Source organism: Flavobacterium cheniae (genome assembly GCF_004363695.1).
Taxonomy (GTDB): Bacteria; Bacteroidota; Bacteroidia; order Flavobacteriales; family Flavobacteriaceae; genus Flavobacterium; species Flavobacterium cheniae.
This window is the reverse complement of sequence record NZ_SNZC01000004.1, coordinates 16,028-38,982: the sequence shown is the minus strand read 5'-3', so window position 1 is coordinate 38,982 and position 22,955 is coordinate 16,028. Positions and strand designations below refer to the sequence as shown.

The window sequence follows — 22,955 nt, the reverse complement described above, 5'->3', positions numbered from 1 at the left end:
ATTTTTGATTAACCCTAATACATTTACAAGCCATGAACGGAACTTTAAACAAGGTAATATTGATAGGTCACCTAGGTGATGAAGTAAAAATGCATTACTTCGAAGGAGGCAATTGCATCGGACGTTTTCCATTAGCGACAAACGAAGTATATATCAATAAAACTACTGGAGAAAAAATCACCTCTACAGAATGGCACAACATTGTCGTTCGTAATAAGGCAGCCGAAATCTGTGAAAAATACCTTTCAAAAGGAGATAAAATTTACATTGAAGGACGAATTAAATCGCGTCAATGGCAAGCTGAAGATGGTGCTACAAAATACACTACTGAAATTCAGGTGACCGAATTTACTTTCTTGACCACTAAGAAAGACACTGATTTAAGTAAATCTTCTTTACCAACAGGTAGCGCACCAGATGATTTTAATGTTTAACTAAATTAATTTAATTTGGATCCTGATCCTGCCAGTTTACTTCACACGATAGATTTTGAATTCCTTTTCGGAATAGTAGCAATTGTTATATTGCTCGCTTGTTCTGCCTTTATTTCTGGTTCTGAAGTAGCTCTTTTTTCTTTATCTCAAAAAGATGTAGATGAAATTCTAAATAAAGATTTCAACAAAGGAACTCTTATTTCCAGATTATTAGAAAAACCTAAGAAATTACTAGCTACAATTTTGGTGGCCAATAATTTTGTGAATATCGCCATTGTTATCATTTTCTCTTCTTTTAGTGGACGATTGTTTAACGGAATTGAATCTTCTGTATTCCGATTTGTTTTAGAAGTGGTAGTAGTTACGTTTTTCATTTTGCTTTTTGGAGAAGTTTTACCTAAAATTTATGCCAATCGAAATAATATGGATTTTTCCCAAAAAGTGGTAATTCCTATTTCGATTTTAAATAATGTATTGTCTCCGATTAGTGTTCCTATGCGAAATGGTATTCTTTTTATTGAAAAGAAACTGAATGTACAAAAAGGAAATTTTTCGGTAAACCAACTCTCACAAGCGTTAGAATTGACTTCACAATCGGATACAACGGACGGTGAACAGAAGATTTTGGAAGGTATTGTAACTTTTGGAAACACCGAAGTCCGTCAAGTAATGAGTCCGAGAATAGATGTTTTTGCTTTAAATATTGAAGAAACTTTCGAAGAAATAATGCCAAAAATTGTCGAAAAAGGCTATTCTAGAATTCCAGTTTATAAAGAAAATATCGACCAAATTGAAGGAATTTTATTTATCAAAGATTTGATTCCACACATTGATAGTGAAACATTTGATTGGGTAACATTACTTCGTCAACCTTTCTTTGTTCCAGAAAATAAAAAATTAGACGATTTATTGAAAGATTTTCAGGGAATGAAAAGCCACTTAGCTGTAGTGGTGGATGAATATGGAGGAACTTCTGGAATTATTTCATTAGAAGATGTTTTGGAAGAAATTGTGGGCGATATTAGTGATGAATTTGATGATGAAGATTTGATTTATTCTCAAATTGATGATAAAAATTTCCTATTTGAAGGTAAAATTAGCTTGAAAGATTTTTATCGAATAATTGATGTGGATGAAAATGAATTTGAAAGTAAAAAAGGTGAAGCTGAAACTTTAGCTGGTTTCTTACTCGAGATTTCTGGAAATTTCCCAAAGAAAAGACAGAAAATAACGTTTCATAATCTTATTTTTACCATCGAAAATGTAGATAAGAGAAGAATAAAACAAATAAAAGTTACGTTATAAGAATCATGATACAAAATATATTGAAATTAAGTTGTTTGGGATTGTTTTTTGGATTGGTTTCTTGTGGAGACGAAACATTACCAAAACCAAAAGGACATTTGAGTTTGGAATATCCAAAAGCCAAATATTCTAAATTAAATTCGGATTGTACTTTTACTTTTGAAAAAAATGATTTGGCTAACATAAAAGATAAATCATGTGCTTTCGAAATTAATTATCCAAAAATGAAAGCAACAATTTATTTAACACACAAACCAGTTAATAATAACATCGATAAATTATTGCGCGATGCTCAAACATTAACTTATAATCACGTGGTTAAAGCTGATGATATTATTGAACAGCCTTTTATTAACGACAAGAAAAAAGTGTACGGAATGTTTTATGAAGTAGGTGGAAACGCGGCTACAAACGCTCAATTTTACGTTACTGATAGCACAAAAAATTTTATAGTCGGAAGCGTTTATTTTTATGCAAAACCTAATTTCGATTCCATTTTACCAGCAGCAAATTATCTAAAAGAAGATATGCGAAGAATTTTAGAAACATTAGAATGGAAATAAAAAAAGCCCTGATAATCTCAGGGCTTTTTTTATTACATTTTTTTCGACTCTGTTACTTTGTAAGAATCACCGCCAGCAACACCTTCAATGGTTTTGGTTAACGATTCTAACGATTGCTTTTCAGCATCGAATTTTACGGTTGCAATTTTAGTTTCGAAATCTACTACTGCTTGTCCAACACCTTCTTGACCAGCTAATTTGTTTTCGATTGTTTTAGCACAACCCATAGCGCAAGTCATTCCGTCGATAGTGAAACTTGCAGTCTGCATTTTAGCTAAATCTGCTTCAGAAATCGCTTCTTTTTTAGTTTCTTCTACCGCAACTTCTTTGTTTTCTTGTTTACAACTTGCAAAAGAAAGAGCAATTACAAGCGCTAAACCAATATTTTTTAAATTTTTCATACTTACAAATGTTAAATTAAAAGTCTCTAAATAAAGACTGTGCAAAATTACAAAAATTCATAGTGCTATTTTAAAAATAAAGCCTGAATTTTGACGAACAAAATAGTGCAATGGAAAACAATTCAACAAAATGGTATTTATTAGGCTTTTTAGGCTGTGTTTGGGGAAGTTCATTCATCTTAATGCAATTGGGTTTGAAAGGCGTGAATTCGGTTCAATTAGGAAGTTTACGAATTCTTTTTGCAGCTTTGTTTTTGATTATTGTTGGGTTTAAACAAATTCCTCAAATTCCATTGCATAAATGGAAATACATTGCGTTAACGGCTTTATGTGGTACATTTATTCCAGCATTTTTGTTTGCTTTTGCACTTTCAAAAATTGATGGTTCTATAAGTTCGATTTTAAATTCATTAACTCCTTTAAATACATTATTGGCAGGATTGCTCTTTTTTGGAATGAGCGTGCAACGAAGTCAAGTATTTGGAGTTATTATTGGGTTTATTGGCTGTGCTTTGTTGGTTTTATTTGGTGATGGAGAAAACACTACTGAAAACTATTACTACGCTATCTTAATTGTAATTGCCTCTATTTTTTACGGAATCAATGTCAACTTAATTAAAAAATACTTATCCGATTTAAAACCTTTAACGATTAGCACAGGAAACTTCTTAATTATGTTTTTCCCCGCTTTAATTGTTTTATACTTTACGGGATTTTTTGATATTGTTCACGAAACTAAAGTACAAACTTCATTAGGTTTTATTGCTATTTTAGGTGTCGTTGGAACTGGATTTTCTAATATTTTATTCTTTAAATTAATTCAGTTGTCGTCGCCTGTTTTTGCTTCTTCGGTCACGTATATTATTCCAGTAGTAGCTTTTATTTTAGGGTATTTATTTATGAATGAAACGCTTTCTGTAATACAATTATTAGGTGCTTTGATTGTTTTAGTTGGCGTTTACTTTTCGAGTAAGAAATAATTTAATTATTTTCTATGAGTTTCAATTAAGACTTCTTTATTGTTTTCAATTTTAAACATTTTTCTCTCAATCCAATTATTCTGTTTATCATATATGTATTTGTAAATAATTGATCCGTTTTTAATAGGAGTATTTACAAAATTTCGAGGAGTAATTGGTTTTCCTTGTTTAAAATCCTCGACAAGTTTTTTTGTCGGAACTTCATCGTCTATTCTTATGATGTCACCATTTGAATTGTATTCAAAATAGAAGATGTGTTGTACTCTGTCGTAATGTTCAGTAATTAATGAAATTACTAATTTTTTGTTTTGATATACATTGAATTCTTCATCCATTATGTAATACAGAACATTTTCGGAAGAAAGTATTTGGTTGTTCTTAATTTCTAATTTTCCTGCTGCTGTAGTATCAATATGTCCATGATTAACTTTTTCTAAACGAATATTTAAAATATCATCATAAGTAACATTGCTTAAATATTCAAAACTTCTAGTGTTAGCAATGTTAATCATTTTTTGAATAACTCTATTTTTATTGTCAAATGTTTTTATTGTATCTTTTTTTGTTATGCTTTTTGAAGTGTTTTTAATCTCAACATTATTTAGATTATCCAAATTAGCAAAGTTCCCAAATTTTAATTTTATTTCAGTATCGCTGTCAATAGTAACTTTAAATGCAACTATTGGAATTTCATTAAAAGATTCTTTGTTTTGAGCAGTAACAAGTAAAGAAAAGCACAAGGTTAAAATTAAAATTATTCGGGTTTTCATGATTTGGATTTTTTTTGGTAATTAGTATAACGCTTCATTTTTAGTTTATATTGTTGAATAAAAAAAAGCGCCCAATTTCTTGAGCGCTTTCTGAATTTCATGTTTTGTTTATTATTTGAAATCTGCATCAGTTACACCTTCGTTAATTTTAACTTCAGTAGTAATTAATTCGATTTCGATACCAACATTCATGATGGTTTTGTATGGGAATTTCAATCCTTTTACATCTTTGTAATCTTGATAGTAAGTAGTTTGTGTCATTTTTTGACCACCTTGCTCTAATTCTTTAGCTTCAGCTACTTTAAATCCAGTTTTTACATCATAGTAATAGGTAGATTTTCCGTTTTTGATTGCATAAGCATCAGCTCCATTGATGTTTTCAATTCCTGTTAAGGTAACATCTTTATCTGTCAATAACGCTAACTCTTTGAATGTTGTAGCTTCAGCTTGCATATCTTTCAAATCTTGATCTTTGAAATCTTTTCTTTGACCTTGTTGTACCATGTAAGCTTCTTTTTCGTTAACCACTTGTTTCATCATGGTCATTCCCATAGCTTTCATTTCTACACCCATTTTCTTAGGAGCTGTTTTAACTACTAATTCTAAAGGAGTTCCTTGAACAGTTCCAGCTGACATTACCGCTAACGTTTTTACATTTTTAACCGCTTTTTCTCCACCAATTGAATTGATGTAAGTGTTTAAAACCGTTTGAGCTGTAACTCCTGCAGGAACAGGTTTTTTAACTTCTGGTTTTTCTGTAGGATTACCATATTTGTCAAAGTAGAAAATTGGTAATTTTTCTCTTTTGCTCATCGCTTCTAAACCAGGTAAAACATCCCCAGCTTTTCCTACGATAACCACTCTTGTTTTATCTGATAAGAAATATTTGTTAGCTGCATTTTTAATATCTTCTGCAGTAACTGCGTTGATATTTTTAATGTAGTTTTCATAAAAATCTTCTGGTAAACCTTGAGTTTCTTTATTTAAAGCGTATCCAGCAATAGTTGATGGTTTTTCAATTTGCATTACGAAGTTACCTACGTATTTTGCTTTTGCATTTCTTAAATCTTCTTCAGAAACTAAATCTGTTTTAATTCTTTTTATCTCATTGAAAAATTCAACAACAGCACTATCTGTTACTGTATTTCTAACAGAAGCACTTGAACGGAATTTACTGATATATTTTCCTGAACCAATTGAAGAATAAGCTCCGTATGTCCAACCGTGTTTTTCACGTAAGTTTAAGAATAATCTACCTTCACCACCACCACCTAAAATTTGGTTCGCTAAAAGAACTGAAAAATATTCTTTATCTGTCATTTTTAAATTAGACAAGTTTACTAAAGCAATTTCAGACTGTACTGCATTTGGTGTATCAATAAAATTGATTTGGCTGTATTGAACGTCTTTTGGAGCTGTGTAAGATAATTGAGGAGCAGTCGCTTTTTTCCATGAACCAAAAAGTCTTTCTACTTCTTTTTTAACTTCTTTAAAGTTAACATCTCCTACAATTACTAAATAAGCGTTAGCTGGAACGAAATAAGTATTGTAGTTTAAAATAACGTCATCAAAAGTCACATTTTTTAGCGTTTCTTCACTTGTATATTCACCTCTGTAATGATCCTTTCCAAAAACTAAAACATCTTCTACTCTACGAGCAATAGCTGACACACTCTTTTCATCTGCTTTTAAACCTTCGATGATTTTTTCTTTTTCTTTTTCGAATTCGGCTTTGTCAAACAACGGATTTAATGCGCCATCTGCCATTAACTCTAAAATTCTTTTTGAATATCTTGAAAGTCCGTTTCCAGATGCACCAGAAGCATAAAAATTAATACTAGCACCTAAGAAATCAATTTCTTCATTAAAAACATCTTTTGTAATAGTTTCTGTTCCATTACCTAACATTCCACTTAAAATATCCGAAACACCTTTTTTATTTCCTTCTGCATAAGGCGGGTTATCTAAAGTAAGATTGAAAGAAACTCTTGGTAATTTGTGATTTTCCACAACTAAAACTTTTAAACCATTCTTAAGTACAAAACTTTGTGGTTTATTAATGTTTATTGTAGGAGCTGGTCCTGCCTTTGGTTGCGGTCTATCTTGTGCTTGCATAGTTATTGTTAAAAATAAACTGGCTGCTATGTATATAAATTTTTTCATATTCTTCAAATCTTAGTTTTGAGCTTTGTCTTTAGCAGGAACATAATCTAAAATCATTCTTTGATTTGAGTTTAGATATTTTTTTGCAATGTCTCTAATTTCTTCTCTTGTAATAGAACGATAAATTTCAATTTCTGTATTGATTAAATTGATATCACCATACAACATATAATATGTTGCTAAATTGTCTGCAATTCCTTCAACAGAAGCATTGTTACTAACATAGTTACTTTCAAATTTATTTTGAAGTTTTTGGTAATCTTTTTCAGAAATTAATTCAGTTTGCATATTAACAATTTCCTCATCAATTTCTTTTAAGATAGATTCTGTAGAATTTTCACCCATTGGTAAACCATAGATTAAATACATTCCATAATCTTCTTGACTGTAGTTGAAAGCACCAATTTGTAATGCCATTTTTTTATCGTCTACGATCTTTTTGTATAATTTAGAGCTTTTCCCATCAGAAAGGTAAGCTGAAATCATATCTAAAACTCTAGCATCACGTGTTTTCATTGATGGAGTTCTGTAAGAAGCCACTAACATCGGAATTTGAATGTTTGGATCTTGCCAAGTTGCTTTAAATTCTTTTGTAATTGGCGCTTCTTCAACTTTTTGGCGAGTTACAGGAGCTCCTTTAGGAATAGCACTAAAATATTTTTTAACCCATTCTTTCGCTTGTGCTTTGTCAAATTGACCTGCAATTACTAAAACTGCATTATTTGGTACATAGAATTTTTTGTTGAAAGCTAAGAATTCTTCTAAAGTAGCTGCATCTAAATGCTCCATTTCTCCAATGGTTGTCCATTTGTATGGGTGTACTTTAAACATGTTTTCTTTAACAGCCTTAATTAAGTTTCCGTAAGGTTGATTGTCAACACGTAATCTTTTTTCTTCTTTAACTACTTCATTTTGTGTATCAACCCCTTTTTGGTCAATAACAGGATGCATCAATCTTTCAGATTCCATCCAAATAGCTAATTCTAAATTGTTAGAAGGAAAAACTTCATAGTAATACGTTCTGTCATCTGTAGTATTAGCATTGTTGTTTCCTCCATTTGCTGTAACCAATTTAAACCATTCCCCTTTACCAATGTTTTTTGTTCCTTCAAATAAAAGGTGTTCAAAAAAGTGAGCAAAACCAGTGCGGTTAGGTTGTTCGTCTTTAGCTCCTACGTGATACATTACTGAAGTAATAACCACTGGTGCAGAATTGTCTTGATGAAGCACAACGTGTAATCCATTGTCTAAATCAAATTCCTCGAATGTTACTTTTTGAGCAGAAGCAGTTCCGCCAAGCATTAGTGCAGTACCCAAAGCCATTAAAGATTTTTTCATACGTTATTAATTTGTTTGATATAATTGTAATTAGACGCAATTTCGAGATATTGTTACAATAATTGGAAATTTTATTCAAGAAAATTTACTGAAATTATAATTTCTATTATTTTATTAGACAGATAGTTGTTTGGTTTAGAAATTATTGTATATTTGCAACCTTAAAATTTTTAACTAAAATCATTGTTATGTACGCAATCGTAGAGATAGCAGGGCAACAATTCAAAGTAAGCAAAGACCAAAAGGTTTATGTTCACCGTTTAGCTTCAGAAGAAGGAACTAAAGTTTCTTTTGACAAAGTTCTTTTATTAGATGAAAACGGAACAGTAACTTTAGGCGCCCCAGCTGTAGAAGGAGCTTCTGTAGAAGCCAAAGTGTTACAACACTTAAAAGGTGATAAAGTAATCGTTTTCAAAAAGAAAAGAAGAAAAGGTTACAAAAAGAAAAACGGTCACAGACAATCATTCACTCAAATTTTAATTGAGGGAATTTTAGCAAGTGGTTCAACTAAAAAAGCAGCAGCTCCTAAAAAAGAAGCAGCACCAAAGGCTGAAAAATTAGTTGAAACCGTAGAAGAGAAAGCACCAAAAGCAAAAACTTCTAAAAAAGGTGATGATTTAGCTATTGTAGAAGGTATTGGACCAAAAGCTGCTGAAGCATTAGTAGCTGCAGGAATTGATACATTTGCAAAATTAGCTGCTGCATCTGCTGAAGAAGTAAAAGCTATTTTAGATGCATCTACTTCAAAAGTACAACATTTAGATCCAACTACTTGGGCTCAACAAGCACAATTAGCTGCTGATGGTAAAATGGACGAATTAAAAAAATTACAAGATGAATTAAACGGTGGTAAAGCTGTTTAATTATTATTAACTTATAAAACCAAAACATCATGGCTCACAAAAAAGGTGTCGGTAGTTCGAAGAATGGTAGAGAATCAGAATCGAAACGTTTAGGCGTTAAGATTTATGGTGGTCAAGCTGCTATTGCTGGAAACATCATTGTTAGACAAAGAGGTTCTAAGCACAACCCAGGTGAAAATGTTTACATGGGAAAAGATCATACTTTACATGCTAAAGTTGATGGAGTTGTAAAATTCCAAAAGAAAGCGGAAAACAAATCATATGTATCTGTAATTCCGTTTGAAGCTTAATAATCTTATTTAGCAAACATATTAAAAACCTCTCCAATGGAGAGGTTTTTTTATTTACTTATGTTTGAACTGTGTTGTCTTAGATAAATTAAAGACCATCAACAACAACTTGACCAAAAGAGATTATAAAACACCATCTCCACAGATAGAAAATCTAAATCCATCAACTTTTAAACAAAACAAAAGAGCCAGTTTTTCAACTGGCTCTTTATTATATAAAATCAAACGACTCTAATTAATTACAATCTTTTCTGAATAATTCAACTCAGAACCTGACAATTTAACAATGTAAACTCCGGTAGTTAATCCGTTTAAATCCAAAGAATAGTTACCTGAAAAATCAACTGATTTTGTCTTAACTAATCTTCCGTTGATATCAAATAAATCTACTTTTAAATCCCCAACGTAATTTGAGATAGAGATATTAACTAAATCAGTAGCTGGATTAGGGTACATCTTAATATTATTTGACTGAGAAAAATCAAGCGAAGAAAGTGTTGTATTAGTAAACATTCCCGAGAACACACCTCTTCCGTAAGTTGCTGCATAAACCATATTGTCATTTCTCATGTCTAAATCCGTAACTTTCACATTACTCATACCATTATAAGACTGTCTCCAAACTGGCGAAGCTGTATCAAAATTATTACAATACCATACACCTAGTTCAGTTCCAATAATCACTTCTGTAGCAAAACCACCTACATTTTTTAATGGATTTGGTAAAATTGCTTTCACAGGAATGTCTGGGAAATTACCTTCTTTGTTCAACCAAGTTGCACCACCATCTTTTGTATACCAAATACTTACTACATTATAATTGTGCATTGTTACAAAAATTTCATTATTGGATGCACCGTATTCCACATCAGAAATACTACCCACAAATGAAGGCCCTGAAATATCAGCCCATACTGGAGTTGCATCTGCAGTTGTTAATCTTAACAATCTACCTAAACGAGTACCTACTAAAAGGGTAGTTGAAGCAGTTGTGTATGGCGAAACAGCAAAAGCAGTTGGCGGCGCAGTCAAAAGCGGATCTGTTAAATTGGTTCTACCTATTGTTCCAGATTTTATATTAGAATATCTTCTTATTCTAAAAGTTGTTCCATTAGAATAATCTGAATATAGTAAATCTCTATTTGAATCTAACACCATTGGCGCTATAAAGGCTCCATTATTACCATCGGCATCATTATCTAATACTCTAGATGTAACAGTCGATCCTGGAAGAGGTCTAATGTTTATGCTTTCATTGTACACATAATTCGAAATGTAATATTTATCAGCCCCCTGGTCAAACATAGTAAAAGCACCATCACCGCCTTGAGATTGAGTACTACCATTTACATTAACTGCTGCATTTGCAAAATACTGAGTACCATTATCTTGTGCGCCAGCAGCAAAATAATCTCCTGCTAAAGTCATTCCGCTAACAGCTTGAGTTGGAGCAACACCTAAACTATAGAATTGAGTTATATTCAAACCATTAACTCTTGTTGCAATCGCAGATGTAGAAGTTGGAGCAGCAGATAAGCTCGATGCATAACTCACACCACCATCATGTGCAAAAATTGCTTGATTGGCATTCCCTGGTCTAAATACCATTGCGTGTTGATCTGCATGTACCACAGATACACCCGTTCCATAACCTGCCGACCATTTTGATATTGTTTGCCAAGAATTACCACTATTTGTTGAACGATGAATATCTATTCCTCCTATGTAAACAATTGCATCATTAGTTGGGTCAACCTTAATCATCAAATCATAAAAAGCCTGACCTCTACAAAAATCGGTTGCTGTTGTACCATGAATTGCAGCTGGCTCGTTAAGCGGAGTTGTACTAATAAAAGAATTGGTTGTCAAGTAAATATTTGCTTCTCTTGTCTCTACTACTGGCGGACCTGGATCAACAACCTTTACCTCTACAAGGACATATATTTTATTCGGATTACTAGATGAAAGAGCTATTTGAGTTCTATCACCATCAATATTATTATATTTCTGAACAAAAGAAGAACCGTTAATAGATTGAAAAACCGTACCTCCACCATCTCCGTAAACAACACTATTTGTTGTCGCAACCCAAATTGAATTATCAGCACCAAGTTCAATATCATTAGGACAATATTTGTTATCGTTTGCTGTAAGTCCCAAACTTAACTCCGTCCAAGTTGTACCTCCATCAGTTGATTTATAAAGTCCGTATTGAGGCCCACCTAAAAAAGTAGTGGCATTTGCACTGCTGTAAAAAGAATCTCCTGCAGCAACATAAATTTCAGAAACTCCCCCATTATTTCTTACAACAACATCGTTAATATGCTGAATACCAGGTACTAAATTACCCGTGAATTGCCCTGCTAATGGCGCAACTAAAGTAGTATTGATAGTATTTGAACCTAAGGCAGCAACTAATGCATCTCCATCAGCTTTCGATATCATTACAGATGGTATAGTGATAGGATCTGTTTCGGTACCTCCCATCGGAATTGGAGTACCATCAACACTATTCATCATAATAACAGCAATTGCACCTGCATCTTGAGCATTTTTTATTTTTTGTAAAAACGGACAACTACCTCTTCTTATTAGAGCAATTTTACCATTTATTTGCGCTCCATTAGTAAGAGTATTACATCCTAAAGATGATGTTCCTCCTGTTCCATCATTAACTAAAACAATGTCTCCAGTAATATTAGAAGTTAAAGCGGGACCAAACGCTGTAGTTGGATAACACGCATAATCATTAATTAGTGGAGCTGGAGAATTAATTCTCACAAGTGCAGCTGATTGAAAAGATGTAGGACCAGTTATACCGCCAAATATCTTAGTCCAAGTAAGGCCAGCGTTTGTAGACTTCCACAGACCGTCACCATTCACATCTCCACCAACGTATGACTCACCAGTACCTACATAAAAAACATTAGTATTATTGGGATCATATGCTATAGAAGAAATAGCTAAATTATCCGGTATATTTACTCGTGTCCAAGCAGTATTTAAAGTGATGTCATTATTCACCCATAAACCGCCACTTACCCCACCAGCAAAAACTCTCTTGAAAGTAGCATCATTAGGATCAAACATAATAGCTCTTACTCTTCCTCCAACATTATTAGGCCCTCTTTCAACCCAATTGTTATCAGAAGCATCACCTGGAGTTCTTCCATTAGCAAGAGCTTCTTGTCTTTCTCTTTGTAATTGCTCTCTTAATTGAATTAATTTTTCAGGTGTAGGTTTACCTGTTTCAGGATTCATTGTCAATTCATACTCCATTTCGTAGTACTTCTTAGGAGGAATCCCCATTGCTTTTCTCTCGCTTTTTGAAAGTTGAAGTGTGTTTTTAAAAGGAGAATTTGCTAGATTTTTGGCGTGCACTTTTCTTACCGCCTTGGCTTGCTTTTTTGTCAATGTCTTATTGACAGCTACAACATTTGTAGATTTATTCGCTTTTTCTTTGTTCTTATCAACATTTGACTGTCCGAAACTAAAAGAAAAAAAGAACAATGTACTAAGTAAAAATAGTAATTGTTTTTTCATGGTTAAATTGGGGTTAAATTATTACAATTGCAACAAAATTAGCATTTTACATGAAAATCAAAAATTTTTTACGAATTATTTTTTCATATTCATTTATTTGCTTGAATAGTTTTGTATAATTCTAAAGCTTTACCATCTGTTAATAACGATACAAAGTGACAAATGTGCAACAGTCTGTCGTACAGATTTTCTTTTTGAAACTGAAAACGCTCAGGCAGTAATTTTAACAATAACTCATCGTAATTAGATGCCGTTCCGTTTTCTTTTTTATTATAAGCGGTACAAAAACTATCCAATAAGTTATTGATGATTTTATAACCCATTACTTCTTTCTGAATTACTTCCTTACTTTGATATACGTTTTTAATACTGATTTGGATGATATCATTCATTTGCGCTTTGTACTGACTTTTATCCATCAAGGCAAACGGGAATTCTCCTGCCAAAATAGCTTTTTCATTTTCCATAAAAACAGCTACCGCATCATTGATTAAACTTCCAATAGCTAAGGCTCGCAAATAACTAATTCTATCTTCTTTAGTAAGTAATTCGTTGTATTTTTTGGTATCGATTCCATTTTTAACCAATTTGATTAAGTATTCCAAAGCATATTCTTCGGAAATCCAACCTAAGTTAATTCCGTCTTCAAAATCGATAATGGTGTAACAAATATCATCGGCAGCTTCTACTAAATACGCTAACGGATGACGTTCAAAACCAATATCATTTCCAGATTTATTTGAAATCAAACCTAAGTCGTACGCCACCTCAGCAAAAAAAGCTTTGTCTTGCTGGAAGAAACCATATTTTTTATCACAAATTTTTTGTGTTGGTTTTTTAGGCAAGCTTTCTTTCGGATATTTCATAAAAGCACCCAAAGTAGCATACGAAATACGCAAGCCGCCTTCAATTCCTTCACGAGAAGCCGCTAAAACTGAAAATCCGTTGGCATTTCCTTCAAAATCGATTAAATCTTGCCATTGTTTTTCGGTTAATTGGTCTTTGTATTGCAATCCATTTCCAGTTTTGAAATATTCGCCAATAGCTTTTTCTCCTGAGTGTCCGAAAGGTGGATTTCCAATATCATGTGATAACGCAGCAGCAGCCACAATCGCACCAAAATCATTCGCTTGATAACCGTGAACTTCTTGTAAATGCGGATATTTTGCAATGATTTGCTTACCCACTAAACGCCCAAGAGAACGACCAACAACCGAAACCTCCAAACTATGCGTTAGTCGGTTGTGTACGAAATCGGTTTTGGAAAGTGGAATGACTTGCGTTTTATCTTGCAAACTTCTAAAAGCAGCAGAAAAAATAATTCGGTCATAATCAACTTCAAAGCCTAAACGGGTGTCGTCTTGCTCTTTTCGTAAACGTTTACTGGTGTCGCCTTGTCTTTTTAAGGACAATAATTGTTCCCACTGCATCATGTGATTCTAGATTGAAGATTTTAGAAACTATTCTTTTTCGTTAGCCAAAAAGAAATTTCTCGATTTTTTTGGATACTGATTGTAACTTTTATCACTCGGATTTACAATTACCGATTTGATGTTGATTTCATCTCCTACTTTGAAACTTTTTTCTGTGTATTGATAATCCAATAAATATTCGCCACAGAAATAGTTTCCGTCTGCGTCTTTTTCTATAATTCCAGTGTGAACCCCTTTTTTATCTTTTGACATAATCTGTTTATTTTTTTCAAATGTACGAATTGGATTGTAATTATTTAAAAGAAAAACAGCCATCGTTTGATGGCTGTTTTATAAATTAATGATTTATATCATTTAAAAAATCATCTAAGTAACTTTTTCCGAAAATTTTTAAAACTGCTTTCTTAAATTCATCAGAAACCTCTCCTTTTAAAGTTAGTCCAAAATCTTGAGAAACTTTTAATATAACATTACTAACAGGAGAAATCTCTTCATGAAATTCTATAATTGAATTCACATTTTTTCTGCCTTCACTTTTTGAATTAATAAAATTATATATCTGATGAATCTCATTACCAATTTTAATTGACAATTCCTCCTCTTCCTTATTCAGTAATGCAATAGTTTTATAATATTCAGCACTGTCAAGTTTAGAGAATTGCTTCCATGTCAACTCAAGAAAAACAAATTTTTCAAAATAATCCATTTTAACTTATTTCTCTAATTAAGAACCACACATTTCGCAATCTTCTGGTCCGGCATTTTTTGCCATTTCAATCATTGCTCTGTATTCTTCAGCTGTCATTTCTACTGGTTCACTTACAACAGCAATGCTTTCAACTTTTTGAGTTGGCTCTTGTATTTCAATTGGTGCTGCTACTTTATCGTTATTTAAAGTAAACTTAATTGCATCTACAGCCGCTTTTGTTCTTAAATAGTACATTCCCGTTTTTAAACCTGATTTCCAAGCGTAGAAATGCATCGACGTTAATTTCGCATAATTCGCATCTTGCATAAACAAGTTCAACGATTGCGATTGGTCAATGAAATAACCTCTTTGACGGCTCATATCGATAATATCTTTCATCGACATTTCCCAAACCGTTTTGTATAATTCTTTTAAGTCTGCCGGAATTTGTGCAATGTTTTGCACAGAACCATTGTGACGCATGATTTCTTGTTTCAACGTTTCGTTCCACAAACCTCTTTCTACTAAATCATGTAATAAGTGTTTGTTTACTACAATGAATTCTCCAGAAAGCACTCTTCTTGTATAAATATTAGAAGTATAAGGTTCGAAAGCTTCATTATTTCCTAAAATTTGAGAAGTTGATGCAGTTGGCATTGGCGCTACTAACAATGAGTTTCTTACTCCGTTTGCCATTACTTCTTTTCTTAAACTTGCCCAATCCCAACGACCAGAAAGTTCTTCGTCTTTAATATTCCAAAGGTTGTGTTGGAATTCTCCTTTAGAAATTGGTGATCCTTCAAAAGTTGAATATGGTCCTTCTTCTTTAGCCATTTCCATAGAAGCGGTTACAGCTGCAAAGTATAAGGTTTCAAAAATTTCTTGGTTTAATTTTTTAGCTTCATCACTTGTAAAAGGCATTCTCAACAAAATAAAAGCATCAGCTAATCCTTGCACACCTAATCCAATTGGACGGTGACGCATGTTTGAATTTTCTGCTTCTAAAACTGGGTAGTAATTTCTATCGATTACTTTGTTCAAGTTACGCGTTACACGTTTTGTTACGTTATATAACAATTCGTGATTAAAAGCTCCGTTTTCGATGAACATTGGCAACGAAATAGAAGCTAAGTTACATACTGCAATTTCGTCTGGAGAAGTATACTCCATGATTTCGGTACATAAATTAGACGAACGAATGGTTCCCAAATTCTTTTGGTTTGATTTTCTGTTCGCTGCATCTTTGTACAACATATATGGTGTTCCTGTTTCGATTTGAGATTCAAGAATTTTTTCCCAAAGTTCACGTGCTTTGATGGTTTTTCTACCTTTTCCTTGTGCTTCGTATGAAAGATATAAAGCTTCAAACTCTTCTCCATAAACGTTATCTAATCCTGGACATTCGTTTGGACACATTAAAGTCCAAGTCGTATCTTCCTCAACACGTTTCATGAATAAATCGGAAGTCCACATGGCAAAGAATAAATCTCTTGCACGCATTTCTTCTTTACCCGTATTCTTTTTCAAATCTAAAAATTCGAAAATATCAGCATGCCAAGTTTCTAAATAGATAGCGAAACTTCCTTTACGTTTTCCTCCACCTTGATCTACGTAACGAGCGGTATCATTGAAAACACGTAACATTGGAACAATTCCGTTTGAAGTTCCGTTTGTTCCACGAATGTATGAACCTGTTGCTCTTACATTGTGAATTGCTAAACCAATTCCTCCCGCTGATTGCGAGATTTTTGCAGTTTGTTTTAACGTATCGTAAATTCCATCAATACTATCATCTTTCATTGTTAATAAGAAACAAGATGACATTTGAGGTTTTGGAGTTCCAGCGTTGAATAATGTTGGTGTGGCGTGTGTAAAGAACTTTTTCGACATTAATTCGTAAGTTTCAATTACTGCTTCTAAATCATTCAAGTGGATTCCAACCGAAACACGCATTAACATGTGTTGCGGACGCTCTACGATTTTTCCGTTGATTCTTAATAAATACGAACGCTCTAAGGTTTTGAAACCAAAGTAATCGTAATTAAAATCGCGAGTATATATAATATGAGAATCTAAAAATTCTGCATTTGCTTGAATTACTTCGTGAACCTCATCTGAAAGCAAAGGCGCTTCTTGATTGGTTCTTGGGTTAACATAATGATACATTTCACTCATCGTTTCCGAGAATGACTTGTTGGTATTTTTATGTAAGTTTGAAATGGCGATTCTAGCTGCTAATTGCGCATAATCAGGATGAGCAATTGTCATAGAAGCCGCTGTTTCAGCTGCTAAATTATCTAATTCTGATGTAGTTACTCCGTCATACAATCCTTCAATAACACGCATGGCTACTTTAACAGCGTCAACTCTGTCATTTAAACCATAACATAGTTTTTTAATTCTATCTGTGATTTTGTCGAACATTACTGGCTCCTTATGGCCATCTCTTTTAACTACATACATACTTTTTTAGTTTTTTGAAATCAGACAATCCCTTCCCTGCTTTCTGGTTATTTGTAATCTTTTTTTTGAATTGAGTTTTACTTCCTAATTCTAACGGAAATATATTTGCTTTTAGTACACTGATTAAAAATCAGCGTCAAAACTAATTTTACTTGATTCTGAATCAGAGTTCATTACTCCAGCTTTTTGATATTCTGCTACACGTTTTTCAAAGAAATTGGTTTTTCCTTGTAATGAAATCATATCCATAAAATCAAATGGATTTGAAGAATTATATACTCTATCGCATCCTAATTCTACTAATAATCTATCCGTTACGAATTCTAAATATTGTGTCATTAAAGTAGCGTTCATTCCAATCAAACTCACTGGAAGCGACTCGGTAATGAATTTTCTTTCAATACGTAAAGCGTCAACGATAATTTCTGTAATTCTTGCTTTTGGCACTTTGTTTACGATGTGATTCGTATGTAAATGAACCGCAAAATCACAATGCATTCCTTCGTCACGAGAAATTAATTCGTTTGAGAAAGTTAATCCTGGCATTAATCCACGTTTTTTCAACCAATAGATAGAACAGAAAGAACCTGAGAAGAAAATTCCTTCTACTGCTGCGAAAGCAATTAATCTTTCTGCGAATGAATCCGATTCAATCCATTTTAAAGCCCACTCCGCTTTTTCTTTAATTGCTGGAAACACTTCAATGGCATGAAACAATTGATTTTTTTCTACCTCATCTTTTACATAAGTATCAATCAATAACGAATAAGTTTCGCTATGAATGTTTTCCATCATAATTTGGAAACCGTAGAAGAATTTTGCTTCTGGATATTGCACTTCGTTAACAAAGTTTTCCGCTAAATTCTCGTTTACAATTCCGTCAGACGCAGCAAAAAATGCTAAGATATGTTTGATGAAATATTTCTCATCATCGTTTAATTTATTGTTCCAATCATTTAAATCGGTATGTAAATCTATTTCTTCTGCTGTCCAAATACAGGCTTCTTGTTTTTTGTACCATTCCCATATATCTTGATGTTTGATAGGAAAGATTACAAATCGATCTTTATTTTCTTGCAAAATAGGTTCCACTATAGACATAGCTATTTGATTTTAAAAATGTTAATGATTGGTTAAATTGACTTATTTGGGGATTACAAAGTTTGTCATTTGAAACGAGAAATGAAAGTCAAACTTATTCACAATTGGAGCAAGTTTTTAACAAAGTTGAAAATTGTCAGTAAATTAATATAGGTTTTTAAAATATTGATAATCAATAAGTTAAAAACAAATAAAACAACTGTTAAAACCTTGTAAGCGATTGATAAATCAACCTCTCACAACGATTTTTGAACCATAAAAATTAGATTATTTTTTCAACTCTTTTGCTACTTTGTCTAATTCGTCAAACCATTGTTGTCCGAATTTTCTAACTAGTGCTTCTTTCACAAATTGATACACTGGAACTCCTAATTCTTGCCCTAACGAACACGCGTCATCGCAAATATGCCATTTGTGGTAATTTACCGCAGCAAAATCGGAATATTCTTTAATTCGAATAGGATACAAATGACAAGAAACTGGTTTTTTCCAATCTACAATCCCTTGATTGTAGGCTTGTTCGATTCCACAAAGTGCCGTTTTTCCGTCAAAAATTACGTAAGCGCAGTCTTTTCCGTCGATAAGCGGTGTTTCTAATTCACCAAAATCTGAAACCACGTGCGTTCCTTGTTCTTCAATGGCTTTAATTCCTTCAGGACGAAGAAAGGGTTTTACTTTTGGAAAAATTTCAGCTAAAATTTTGGTTTCTTCCTCATCTAAAGGAGCACCTGCATCGCCATCCACACAACAAGCACCTTGACAAGCTGACAAATTGCAAACGAATTCTTTTTCTAAGATTTCTTCGGAAACGATGGTTTTATTTAACTGAAACATATGGTAATTTATTTAAAGTGCAAAGATACAATTTTGAATTCAGAATTTAGAAATAAGAAGTTAGAAGTTGGTTTTGGAATTTATACTATTATAATGTATCGTTAAATTAAAAACGTTCTTTGATCAATATCCTTATATTTGCACAAATATTCAGTGTTTTATGAATTTAGGAATTAATTGGAAAGAGATTTTTACCATCAGCATGATTTTATTTGCTGTGATTGATATTGTAGGAAGCATTCCGATTATTGTGGGTTTACGCAGTAAAATGGGTCATATTCAATCGGAAAAAGCGACTATTGTTGCCGCTGTAATTATGATTGCCTTTTTATTTGTAGGAGAAGAAATTCTGAAATTAATTGGTATTGATGCGAATTCATTTGCTGTTGCCGGTTCGTTTGTCTTGTTTTTCCTTGCTTTAGAAATGATTTTAGGCATACATTTATACAAAGAAGACAACCCGAGTACGGCTTCTATTGTCCCCATTGCGTTTCCTTTAATTGCTGGTGCTGGAACGATGACAACTATTTTGTCGCTTCGTGCTGCTTATGACAAAATAAACATTATTATTGCAATTGTTATCAACGTAGTTGTAGTCTATGGCGTGTTGAAATCATCAGGAAAAATTGAACGTTTATTAGGTGTTAACGGATTAGGTGTTATTCGTAAAATATTTGGTGTTATTTTATTGGCGATTGCTGTAAAATTATTCGCCGCAAATGTTAAAGGATTGTTTATTTAGAAATTTATTGAAATGAAAATATTTACTTACGTGGCGGTTGCCATTGCTTTAGCTTTAATTGTTTTTAATCTTTTTCAAATTGATTATAGTAATCCGTTTGAAGGTAATAGTACAATTGCCATAATTGGAGTTGTCGCTGGAATTTGCGCTATCTTATTATTGGTATTATTGCGTTTTTCAAAAATGATTGAAGAGAAAACGAGACAATAATGGTCGACGTTTTAATTATTGGCGCTGGAGTTTCAGGCGTTTCGTGTGCTTTGATTTTGGGTTCAGCTCAAAACAAACCGTTTGCAATGGATAAAAAAATTGCGATTGTTGCCCACCAAAAAGCGTCTTCGTTACAAAATGCCATTTTTAATAATGCTTACGGAATTCCCGCAGGAAAATTAGGAAGTGAATTGTTGGATGAAAGTTTGGAACATTTGACCAACACTTATCCGCATGTTCAACAAATTCATGGAGAAAAAGTAGTTTCAATTTCTGGTGAGGCTGGAAATTTCACAATTACTACCAACAAATCTTCGTTTCAAGCTAAAATTGTAGTGATTGCGATTGGTTCTGGAAATCCTTTTACTATTGAAGGCTTGGAATCGTTTGTAATGCCGCATCAAAAAGCCGCTCCAGAAAAAAATAGAATTCAATTAAAAAATACCGACCATTTAGTTACCGAAGGTATTTACGCAGCAGGTGTTTTAGCCGGACACAGAAGTCAATTAAGCATTGCTGCTGGAAGTGGTGCTTCAGTAGCAACCGATATTTTAACGTTGTGGAATAACGGAAATCCGGTGCAAGTGCATGATGCTTTGGCGAAGTAATTAATCTTCTTTAGTGAAAAAATTATTTTTCACATGTCTTGTCTTTTTGATTAAATCAGTGTAAATTTTATCTCCTTTCAAAATCATTACTTCATTTTCAAAATATTGATAATGTGTTTCTTTTTGAATCATCATTAAAGTTACATTTCCTTTTAAATCTTCTTTTTTGATTTCAAACTCGTGAAATCCTAAAAATATAAATCTCAATTTTTGAAAATCTTCAGCTTTTGAAAGTTGTAATTCCCCGTCAAAATTAGCATCTACACTTTTAATTTTATCAGATTCATTTAATAACAAACAAATAACTTTAGGAAGAATATCTTTATTTTCATCTAAAAACTTAAAGCTGTAAAAATCTGAATTATTACCTGAATTTTCTAAAATTCTGAATTTCAATGCATCCGACTTCTTTCGTTCACTATTTAGAATGATCTTTTTACCCGAAATAGACCAAGTTCCTTCAGTTGTTCCATTTATTAAACCTGTTACCCAAGTATAAGCAAACGTTTTATCTTTCTTAAATTCAACAGTTGAACCTACTCCATAGCCTGCCGCTTTATAAGAATATTTTCCAACTACAGCAGAATCATTAAGCTGCTCAGAAGAAGAGCAACCTAAAATTAGAAATAAAAAGAAAAGGAAATAAACTTTCATATTTTACTTACTCAACACCTTATTCACCATATCGTCTTTTTTCAAAATCAATTGGTAATACGCTTTTTCATTAAAAAGTTGACGTACAAACTCGGCGTGAAGATAAAATAGCACTTTCTCTTTTTGATTGTCTAAGTTAAAAAGCAATCCACCTTTTGCCATGTAAGTTTTAAAGTTATTGAAGTAATTTCCAGATTTGATTTCTTTATCCAAACCTTCAGTGGTAATTTTTTCAAACTTCTTTCTGTTTTGATCTAATTGTTCAAAGACAAAATAATTCACTAATCCCGATTGCATCAACATCGTTAAACCTTCGGCTCCGTGCGAATCTTCTAACGGCACAAAAATATCTGGCATAATTCCGCCACCGCCATAAACCAAGCGACCTTTCTTAGTTTTGAATTTTAAACTATCGGCGATTTTGGTTTTGTCTTTTTCGTATAATTCGCCACTTTCAAAACGTTTTTCAAATTCGTTAAAGTAGTTTTCGCCTTTATCTTCATACGGTTTTTGAATAGAACGACCCGATGGCGTGAAATATCTTGCCACAGTTAATCGCACAGCCGAACCATCGCCTAATGGCATTTCGCGTTGCACTAATCCTTTTCCGAAAGAACGTCTTCCAAAAACCAAACCTCTATCGTTGTCTTGAATAGCTCCAGCTAAAATTTCACTGGCCGAAGCACTATTTTCATTGATTAAAACACTGACTTTTCCGGTTTCAAAAATACCTTTTTCAGTCGCTAAAGTACTTTCGATTTTATCTTTTTTGTTTTTGGTTTTAACGATTAGTTCTTTGTTTTTTAAGAATTCATCTGCAATTTTTACTGCTGATTCTAAATAACCACCACCATTGTCTCGTAAATCGATAATAATATGATTAGCACCTTCTTTTTTCAATTGGGTTAAACCCGATAAAAATTCGTCATAGGTTTTTTCTGCAAAGCGATTTATTTTAATGTAACCCGTAGTTTTGTCAACCATTTGAGCTACATCTAGACTCTTAATTGGAATAACATCGCGGGTAACGTTTACGGCAAATTTTTTCTTTTCGGATTTTCGATAAACCGTCAATTTTACATTAGAACCTTGTTCTCCTTTTAAGATGGAAAACAATGTATCGGTTTCTAATTTTTTGTTGTATAACTGCAATTTATTCGCAAAGAGAATTCTATCACCTGCTTTTAACCCTGCTTTTTCAGAAGGACCATTTGGAATAGGCTTTATGATGGCTACCGAATCGTTATACATGTAGAAATTAACGCCAATTCCAACGAAATCGCCACGCATACTTTGTTCTACTGCTTCTAATTCGCTTTTTGGAATGTAAACTGAATGCGGATCGAGTTTCTCAAGAATTCCGTTAACGGTTAAATCTACGATAGAATCAGTATTTAAACTGTCAACATATTCTTTCTCGATGAAATCGATAAGTTTATTGAGTTTGTTTTTGTTGGCATTCTTACTTAAGAAAGCATTTTCGGTAGAAGGATTGAGTTTACTTCCCAATAACAAACCCGCCGCAACAGCTACTGCGATTACTATTGGAAAATATACTTTATTCATTTTCAT

At 32.9% G+C, this 22,955-nt stretch carries 22 protein-coding genes; 9 read left to right on the top strand and 13 right to left on the bottom strand.

Going from position 1 to position 22,955, the window contains the following annotated elements:
• Positions 1-32 precede the first annotated feature (32 nt).
• From C8D80_RS10545 to gldD, 3 genes are read left to right on the top strand one after another with little or no spacing between them, the layout of a single operon-like run.
• On the top strand, positions 33-434 hold the full coding sequence (locus C8D80_RS10545; RefSeq protein ID WP_026725353.1) for a single-stranded DNA-binding protein: 402 nt from the start codon (positions 33-35) through the stop codon (positions 432-434).
• Positions 435-449: 15 nt separating this feature from the next.
• Positions 450-1,739: a gliding motility-associated protein GldE gene (locus tag C8D80_RS10540; protein ID WP_133610164.1), complete on the top strand. Its 1,290-nt coding sequence runs from the start codon at positions 450-452 to the stop codon at positions 1,737-1,739.
• 5 nt (positions 1,740-1,744) lie between these two features.
• Positions 1,745-2,302: a gliding motility lipoprotein GldD gene (gene gldD / locus C8D80_RS10535; protein ID WP_133610161.1), complete on the top strand. Its 558-nt coding sequence runs from the start codon at positions 1,745-1,747 to the stop codon at positions 2,300-2,302.
• Positions 2,303-2,334: 32 nt separating this feature from the next.
• Here the strand turns inward: gldD and C8D80_RS10530 are convergent, their stop codons facing one another.
• Positions 2,335-2,703 carry a heavy-metal-associated domain-containing protein gene (locus tag C8D80_RS10530; RefSeq protein ID WP_133610159.1) on the bottom strand — a complete coding sequence of 123 codons (369 nt, stop codon included), beginning with the start codon at positions 2,701-2,703 and terminating at the stop codon, positions 2,335-2,337.
• Positions 2,704-2,813: 110 nt separating this feature from the next.
• On the opposite strand from C8D80_RS10530, the gene C8D80_RS10525 reads away from it, so the two are divergent.
• On the top strand, positions 2,814-3,683 hold the full coding sequence (locus tag C8D80_RS10525; protein ID WP_133610157.1) for a DMT family transporter: 870 nt from the start codon (positions 2,814-2,816) through the stop codon (positions 3,681-3,683).
• Positions 3,684-3,688: 5 nt separating this feature from the next.
• Here C8D80_RS10525 and C8D80_RS10520 read toward each other — a convergent pair whose 3' ends face one another.
• The 3 genes from C8D80_RS10520 to C8D80_RS10510 form a co-directional block, all read right to left on the bottom strand.
• Positions 3,689-4,453 (bottom strand): hypothetical protein, encoded by a 765-nt coding sequence (locus C8D80_RS10520; protein ID WP_133610155.1) that lies wholly within the window; start codon positions 4,451-4,453, stop codon positions 3,689-3,691.
• Positions 4,454-4,564: 111 nt separating this feature from the next.
• Complete coding sequence (locus C8D80_RS10515) at positions 4,565-6,616, bottom strand: M16 family metallopeptidase (protein ID WP_133610153.1); 2,052 nt, start codon at positions 6,614-6,616, stop codon at positions 4,565-4,567.
• Positions 6,617-6,628: 12 nt separating this feature from the next.
• Entirely contained in the window at positions 6,629-7,954 is a 1,326-nt protein-coding gene (locus tag C8D80_RS10510) for a M16 family metallopeptidase (RefSeq protein ID WP_133610151.1), read from the bottom strand.
• A gap of 188 nt (positions 7,955-8,142) precedes the next feature.
• Here C8D80_RS10510 and rplU point away from each other — a divergent pair, with 188 nt between their 5' ends.
• On the top strand, positions 8,143-8,817 hold the full coding sequence (gene rplU, locus C8D80_RS10505; RefSeq protein ID WP_133610149.1) for a 50S ribosomal protein L21: 675 nt from the start codon (positions 8,143-8,145) through the stop codon (positions 8,815-8,817).
• A gap of 29 nt (positions 8,818-8,846) precedes the next feature.
• Positions 8,847-9,107 carry a 50S ribosomal protein L27 gene (gene rpmA / locus C8D80_RS10500; RefSeq protein WP_133610147.1) on the top strand — a complete coding sequence of 87 codons (261 nt, stop codon included), beginning with the start codon at positions 8,847-8,849 and terminating at the stop codon, positions 9,105-9,107.
• 231 nt (positions 9,108-9,338) lie between these two features.
• Here rpmA and C8D80_RS10495 read toward each other — a convergent pair whose 3' ends face one another.
• The 7 genes from C8D80_RS10495 to C8D80_RS10465 form a co-directional block, all read right to left on the bottom strand.
• Positions 9,339-12,650, bottom strand: a complete 3,312-nt coding sequence (locus C8D80_RS10495; protein WP_133610145.1) for a WD40/YVTN/BNR-like repeat-containing protein — start codon at positions 12,648-12,650, stop codon at positions 9,339-9,341.
• 89 nt (positions 12,651-12,739) lie between these two features.
• Entirely contained in the window at positions 12,740-14,080 is a 1,341-nt protein-coding gene (dgt, locus tag C8D80_RS10490) for a dGTP triphosphohydrolase (RefSeq protein WP_133610466.1), read from the bottom strand.
• Positions 14,081-14,110: 30 nt separating this feature from the next.
• Positions 14,111-14,335, bottom strand: a complete 225-nt coding sequence (locus tag C8D80_RS10485) for a hypothetical protein (protein WP_133610143.1) — start codon at positions 14,333-14,335, stop codon at positions 14,111-14,113.
• Positions 14,336-14,420: 85 nt separating this feature from the next.
• Positions 14,421-14,789 carry a hypothetical protein gene (locus tag C8D80_RS10480; protein WP_133610141.1) on the bottom strand — a complete coding sequence of 123 codons (369 nt, stop codon included), beginning with the start codon at positions 14,787-14,789 and terminating at the stop codon, positions 14,421-14,423.
• Between the two features lie 18 nt (positions 14,790-14,807).
• Positions 14,808-17,234, bottom strand: a complete 2,427-nt coding sequence (locus tag C8D80_RS10475; protein WP_133610139.1) for a ribonucleoside-diphosphate reductase subunit alpha — start codon at positions 17,232-17,234, stop codon at positions 14,808-14,810.
• A gap of 123 nt (positions 17,235-17,357) precedes the next feature.
• Positions 17,358-18,335 carry a ribonucleotide-diphosphate reductase subunit beta gene (locus C8D80_RS10470; RefSeq protein WP_133610137.1) on the bottom strand — a complete coding sequence of 326 codons (978 nt, stop codon included), beginning with the start codon at positions 18,333-18,335 and terminating at the stop codon, positions 17,358-17,360.
• A gap of 267 nt (positions 18,336-18,602) precedes the next feature.
• Entirely contained in the window at positions 18,603-19,169 is a 567-nt protein-coding gene (locus C8D80_RS10465) for a DUF3109 family protein (RefSeq protein WP_026725987.1), read from the bottom strand.
• 160 nt (positions 19,170-19,329) lie between these two features.
• Here C8D80_RS10465 and C8D80_RS10460 point away from each other — a divergent pair, with 160 nt between their 5' ends.
• The 3 genes from C8D80_RS10460 to C8D80_RS10450 are packed head-to-tail and all read left to right on the top strand — an operon-like array spanning position 19,330 to position 20,729.
• Positions 19,330-19,911: a MarC family protein gene (locus C8D80_RS10460; RefSeq protein ID WP_133610135.1), complete on the top strand. Its 582-nt coding sequence runs from the start codon at positions 19,330-19,332 to the stop codon at positions 19,909-19,911.
• A gap of 12 nt (positions 19,912-19,923) precedes the next feature.
• Positions 19,924-20,121, top strand: coding sequence for a hypothetical protein (locus C8D80_RS10455; protein ID WP_133610133.1), 198 nt, complete (start codon positions 19,924-19,926; stop codon positions 20,119-20,121).
• Positions 20,121-20,729: an FAD-dependent oxidoreductase gene (locus C8D80_RS10450; RefSeq protein WP_133610131.1), complete on the top strand. Its 609-nt coding sequence runs from the start codon at positions 20,121-20,123 to the stop codon at positions 20,727-20,729. The genes C8D80_RS10455 and C8D80_RS10450 overlap by 1 nt, the downstream gene beginning before the upstream one ends.
• On the opposite strand, the gene C8D80_RS10445 is transcribed toward C8D80_RS10450, so the two are convergent.
• Together C8D80_RS10445 and C8D80_RS10440 are read right to left on the bottom strand one after the other, a co-directional pair.
• Complete coding sequence (locus C8D80_RS10445; RefSeq protein ID WP_133610129.1) at positions 20,730-21,383, bottom strand: hypothetical protein; 654 nt, start codon at positions 21,381-21,383, stop codon at positions 20,730-20,732.
• Between the two features lie 3 nt (positions 21,384-21,386).
• The gene (locus C8D80_RS10440; RefSeq protein WP_162845071.1) at positions 21,387-22,955 is read right to left on the bottom strand and encodes a S41 family peptidase; all 1,569 of its coding nucleotides are present in this window, start codon (positions 22,953-22,955) and stop codon (positions 21,387-21,389) included.

Bases quoted from the DNA above. Each gene is read 5' to 3' on its own strand.
- C8D80_RS10545 (WP_026725353.1), top strand. From the start codon at position 33: ATGAACGGAACTTTAAACAAGGTAATATTGATAGGTCACCTAGGTGAT.
- gldD (WP_133610161.1), top strand. From the start codon at position 1,745: ATGATACAAAATATATTGAAATTAAGTTGTTTGGGATTGTTTTTTGGA.
- C8D80_RS10530 (WP_133610159.1), bottom strand. From the start codon at position 2,703: ATGAAAAATTTAAAAAATATTGGTTTAGCGCTTGTAATTGCTCTTTCT.
- C8D80_RS10525 (WP_133610157.1), top strand. From the start codon at position 2,814: ATGGAAAACAATTCAACAAAATGGTATTTATTAGGCTTTTTAGGCTGT.
- C8D80_RS10520 (WP_133610155.1), bottom strand. From the start codon at position 4,453: ATGAAAACCCGAATAATTTTAATTTTAACCTTGTGCTTTTCTTTACTT.
- C8D80_RS10515 (WP_133610153.1), bottom strand. From the start codon at position 6,616: ATGAAAAAATTTATATACATAGCAGCCAGTTTATTTTTAACAATAACT.
- C8D80_RS10510 (WP_133610151.1), bottom strand. From the start codon at position 7,954: ATGAAAAAATCTTTAATGGCTTTGGGTACTGCACTAATGCTTGGCGGA.
- rplU (WP_133610149.1), top strand. From the start codon at position 8,143: ATGTACGCAATCGTAGAGATAGCAGGGCAACAATTCAAAGTAAGCAAA.
- rpmA (WP_133610147.1), top strand. From the start codon at position 8,847: ATGGCTCACAAAAAAGGTGTCGGTAGTTCGAAGAATGGTAGAGAATCA.
- C8D80_RS10495 (WP_133610145.1), bottom strand. From the start codon at position 12,650: ATGAAAAAACAATTACTATTTTTACTTAGTACATTGTTCTTTTTTTCT.
- dgt (WP_133610466.1), bottom strand. From the start codon at position 14,080: ATGCAGTGGGAACAATTATTGTCCTTAAAAAGACAAGGCGACACCAGT.
- C8D80_RS10485 (WP_133610143.1), bottom strand. From the start codon at position 14,335: ATGTCAAAAGATAAAAAAGGGGTTCACACTGGAATTATAGAAAAAGAC.
- C8D80_RS10480 (WP_133610141.1), bottom strand. From the start codon at position 14,789: ATGGATTATTTTGAAAAATTTGTTTTTCTTGAGTTGACATGGAAGCAA.
- C8D80_RS10475 (WP_133610139.1), bottom strand. From the start codon at position 17,234: ATGTATGTAGTTAAAAGAGATGGCCATAAGGAGCCAGTAATGTTCGAC.
- C8D80_RS10470 (WP_133610137.1), bottom strand. From the start codon at position 18,335: ATGTCTATAGTGGAACCTATTTTGCAAGAAAATAAAGATCGATTTGTA.
- C8D80_RS10465 (WP_026725987.1), bottom strand. From the start codon at position 19,169: ATGTTTCAGTTAAATAAAACCATCGTTTCCGAAGAAATCTTAGAAAAA.
- C8D80_RS10460 (WP_133610135.1), top strand. From the start codon at position 19,330: ATGAATTTAGGAATTAATTGGAAAGAGATTTTTACCATCAGCATGATT.
- C8D80_RS10455 (WP_133610133.1), top strand. From the start codon at position 19,924: ATGAAAATATTTACTTACGTGGCGGTTGCCATTGCTTTAGCTTTAATT.
- C8D80_RS10450 (WP_133610131.1), top strand. From the start codon at position 20,121: ATGGTCGACGTTTTAATTATTGGCGCTGGAGTTTCAGGCGTTTCGTGT.
- C8D80_RS10445 (WP_133610129.1), bottom strand. From the start codon at position 21,383: ATGAAAGTTTATTTCCTTTTCTTTTTATTTCTAATTTTAGGTTGCTCT.
- C8D80_RS10440 (WP_162845071.1), bottom strand. From the start codon at position 22,955: ATGAAAATGAATAAAGTATATTTTCCAATAGTAATCGCAGTAGCTGTT.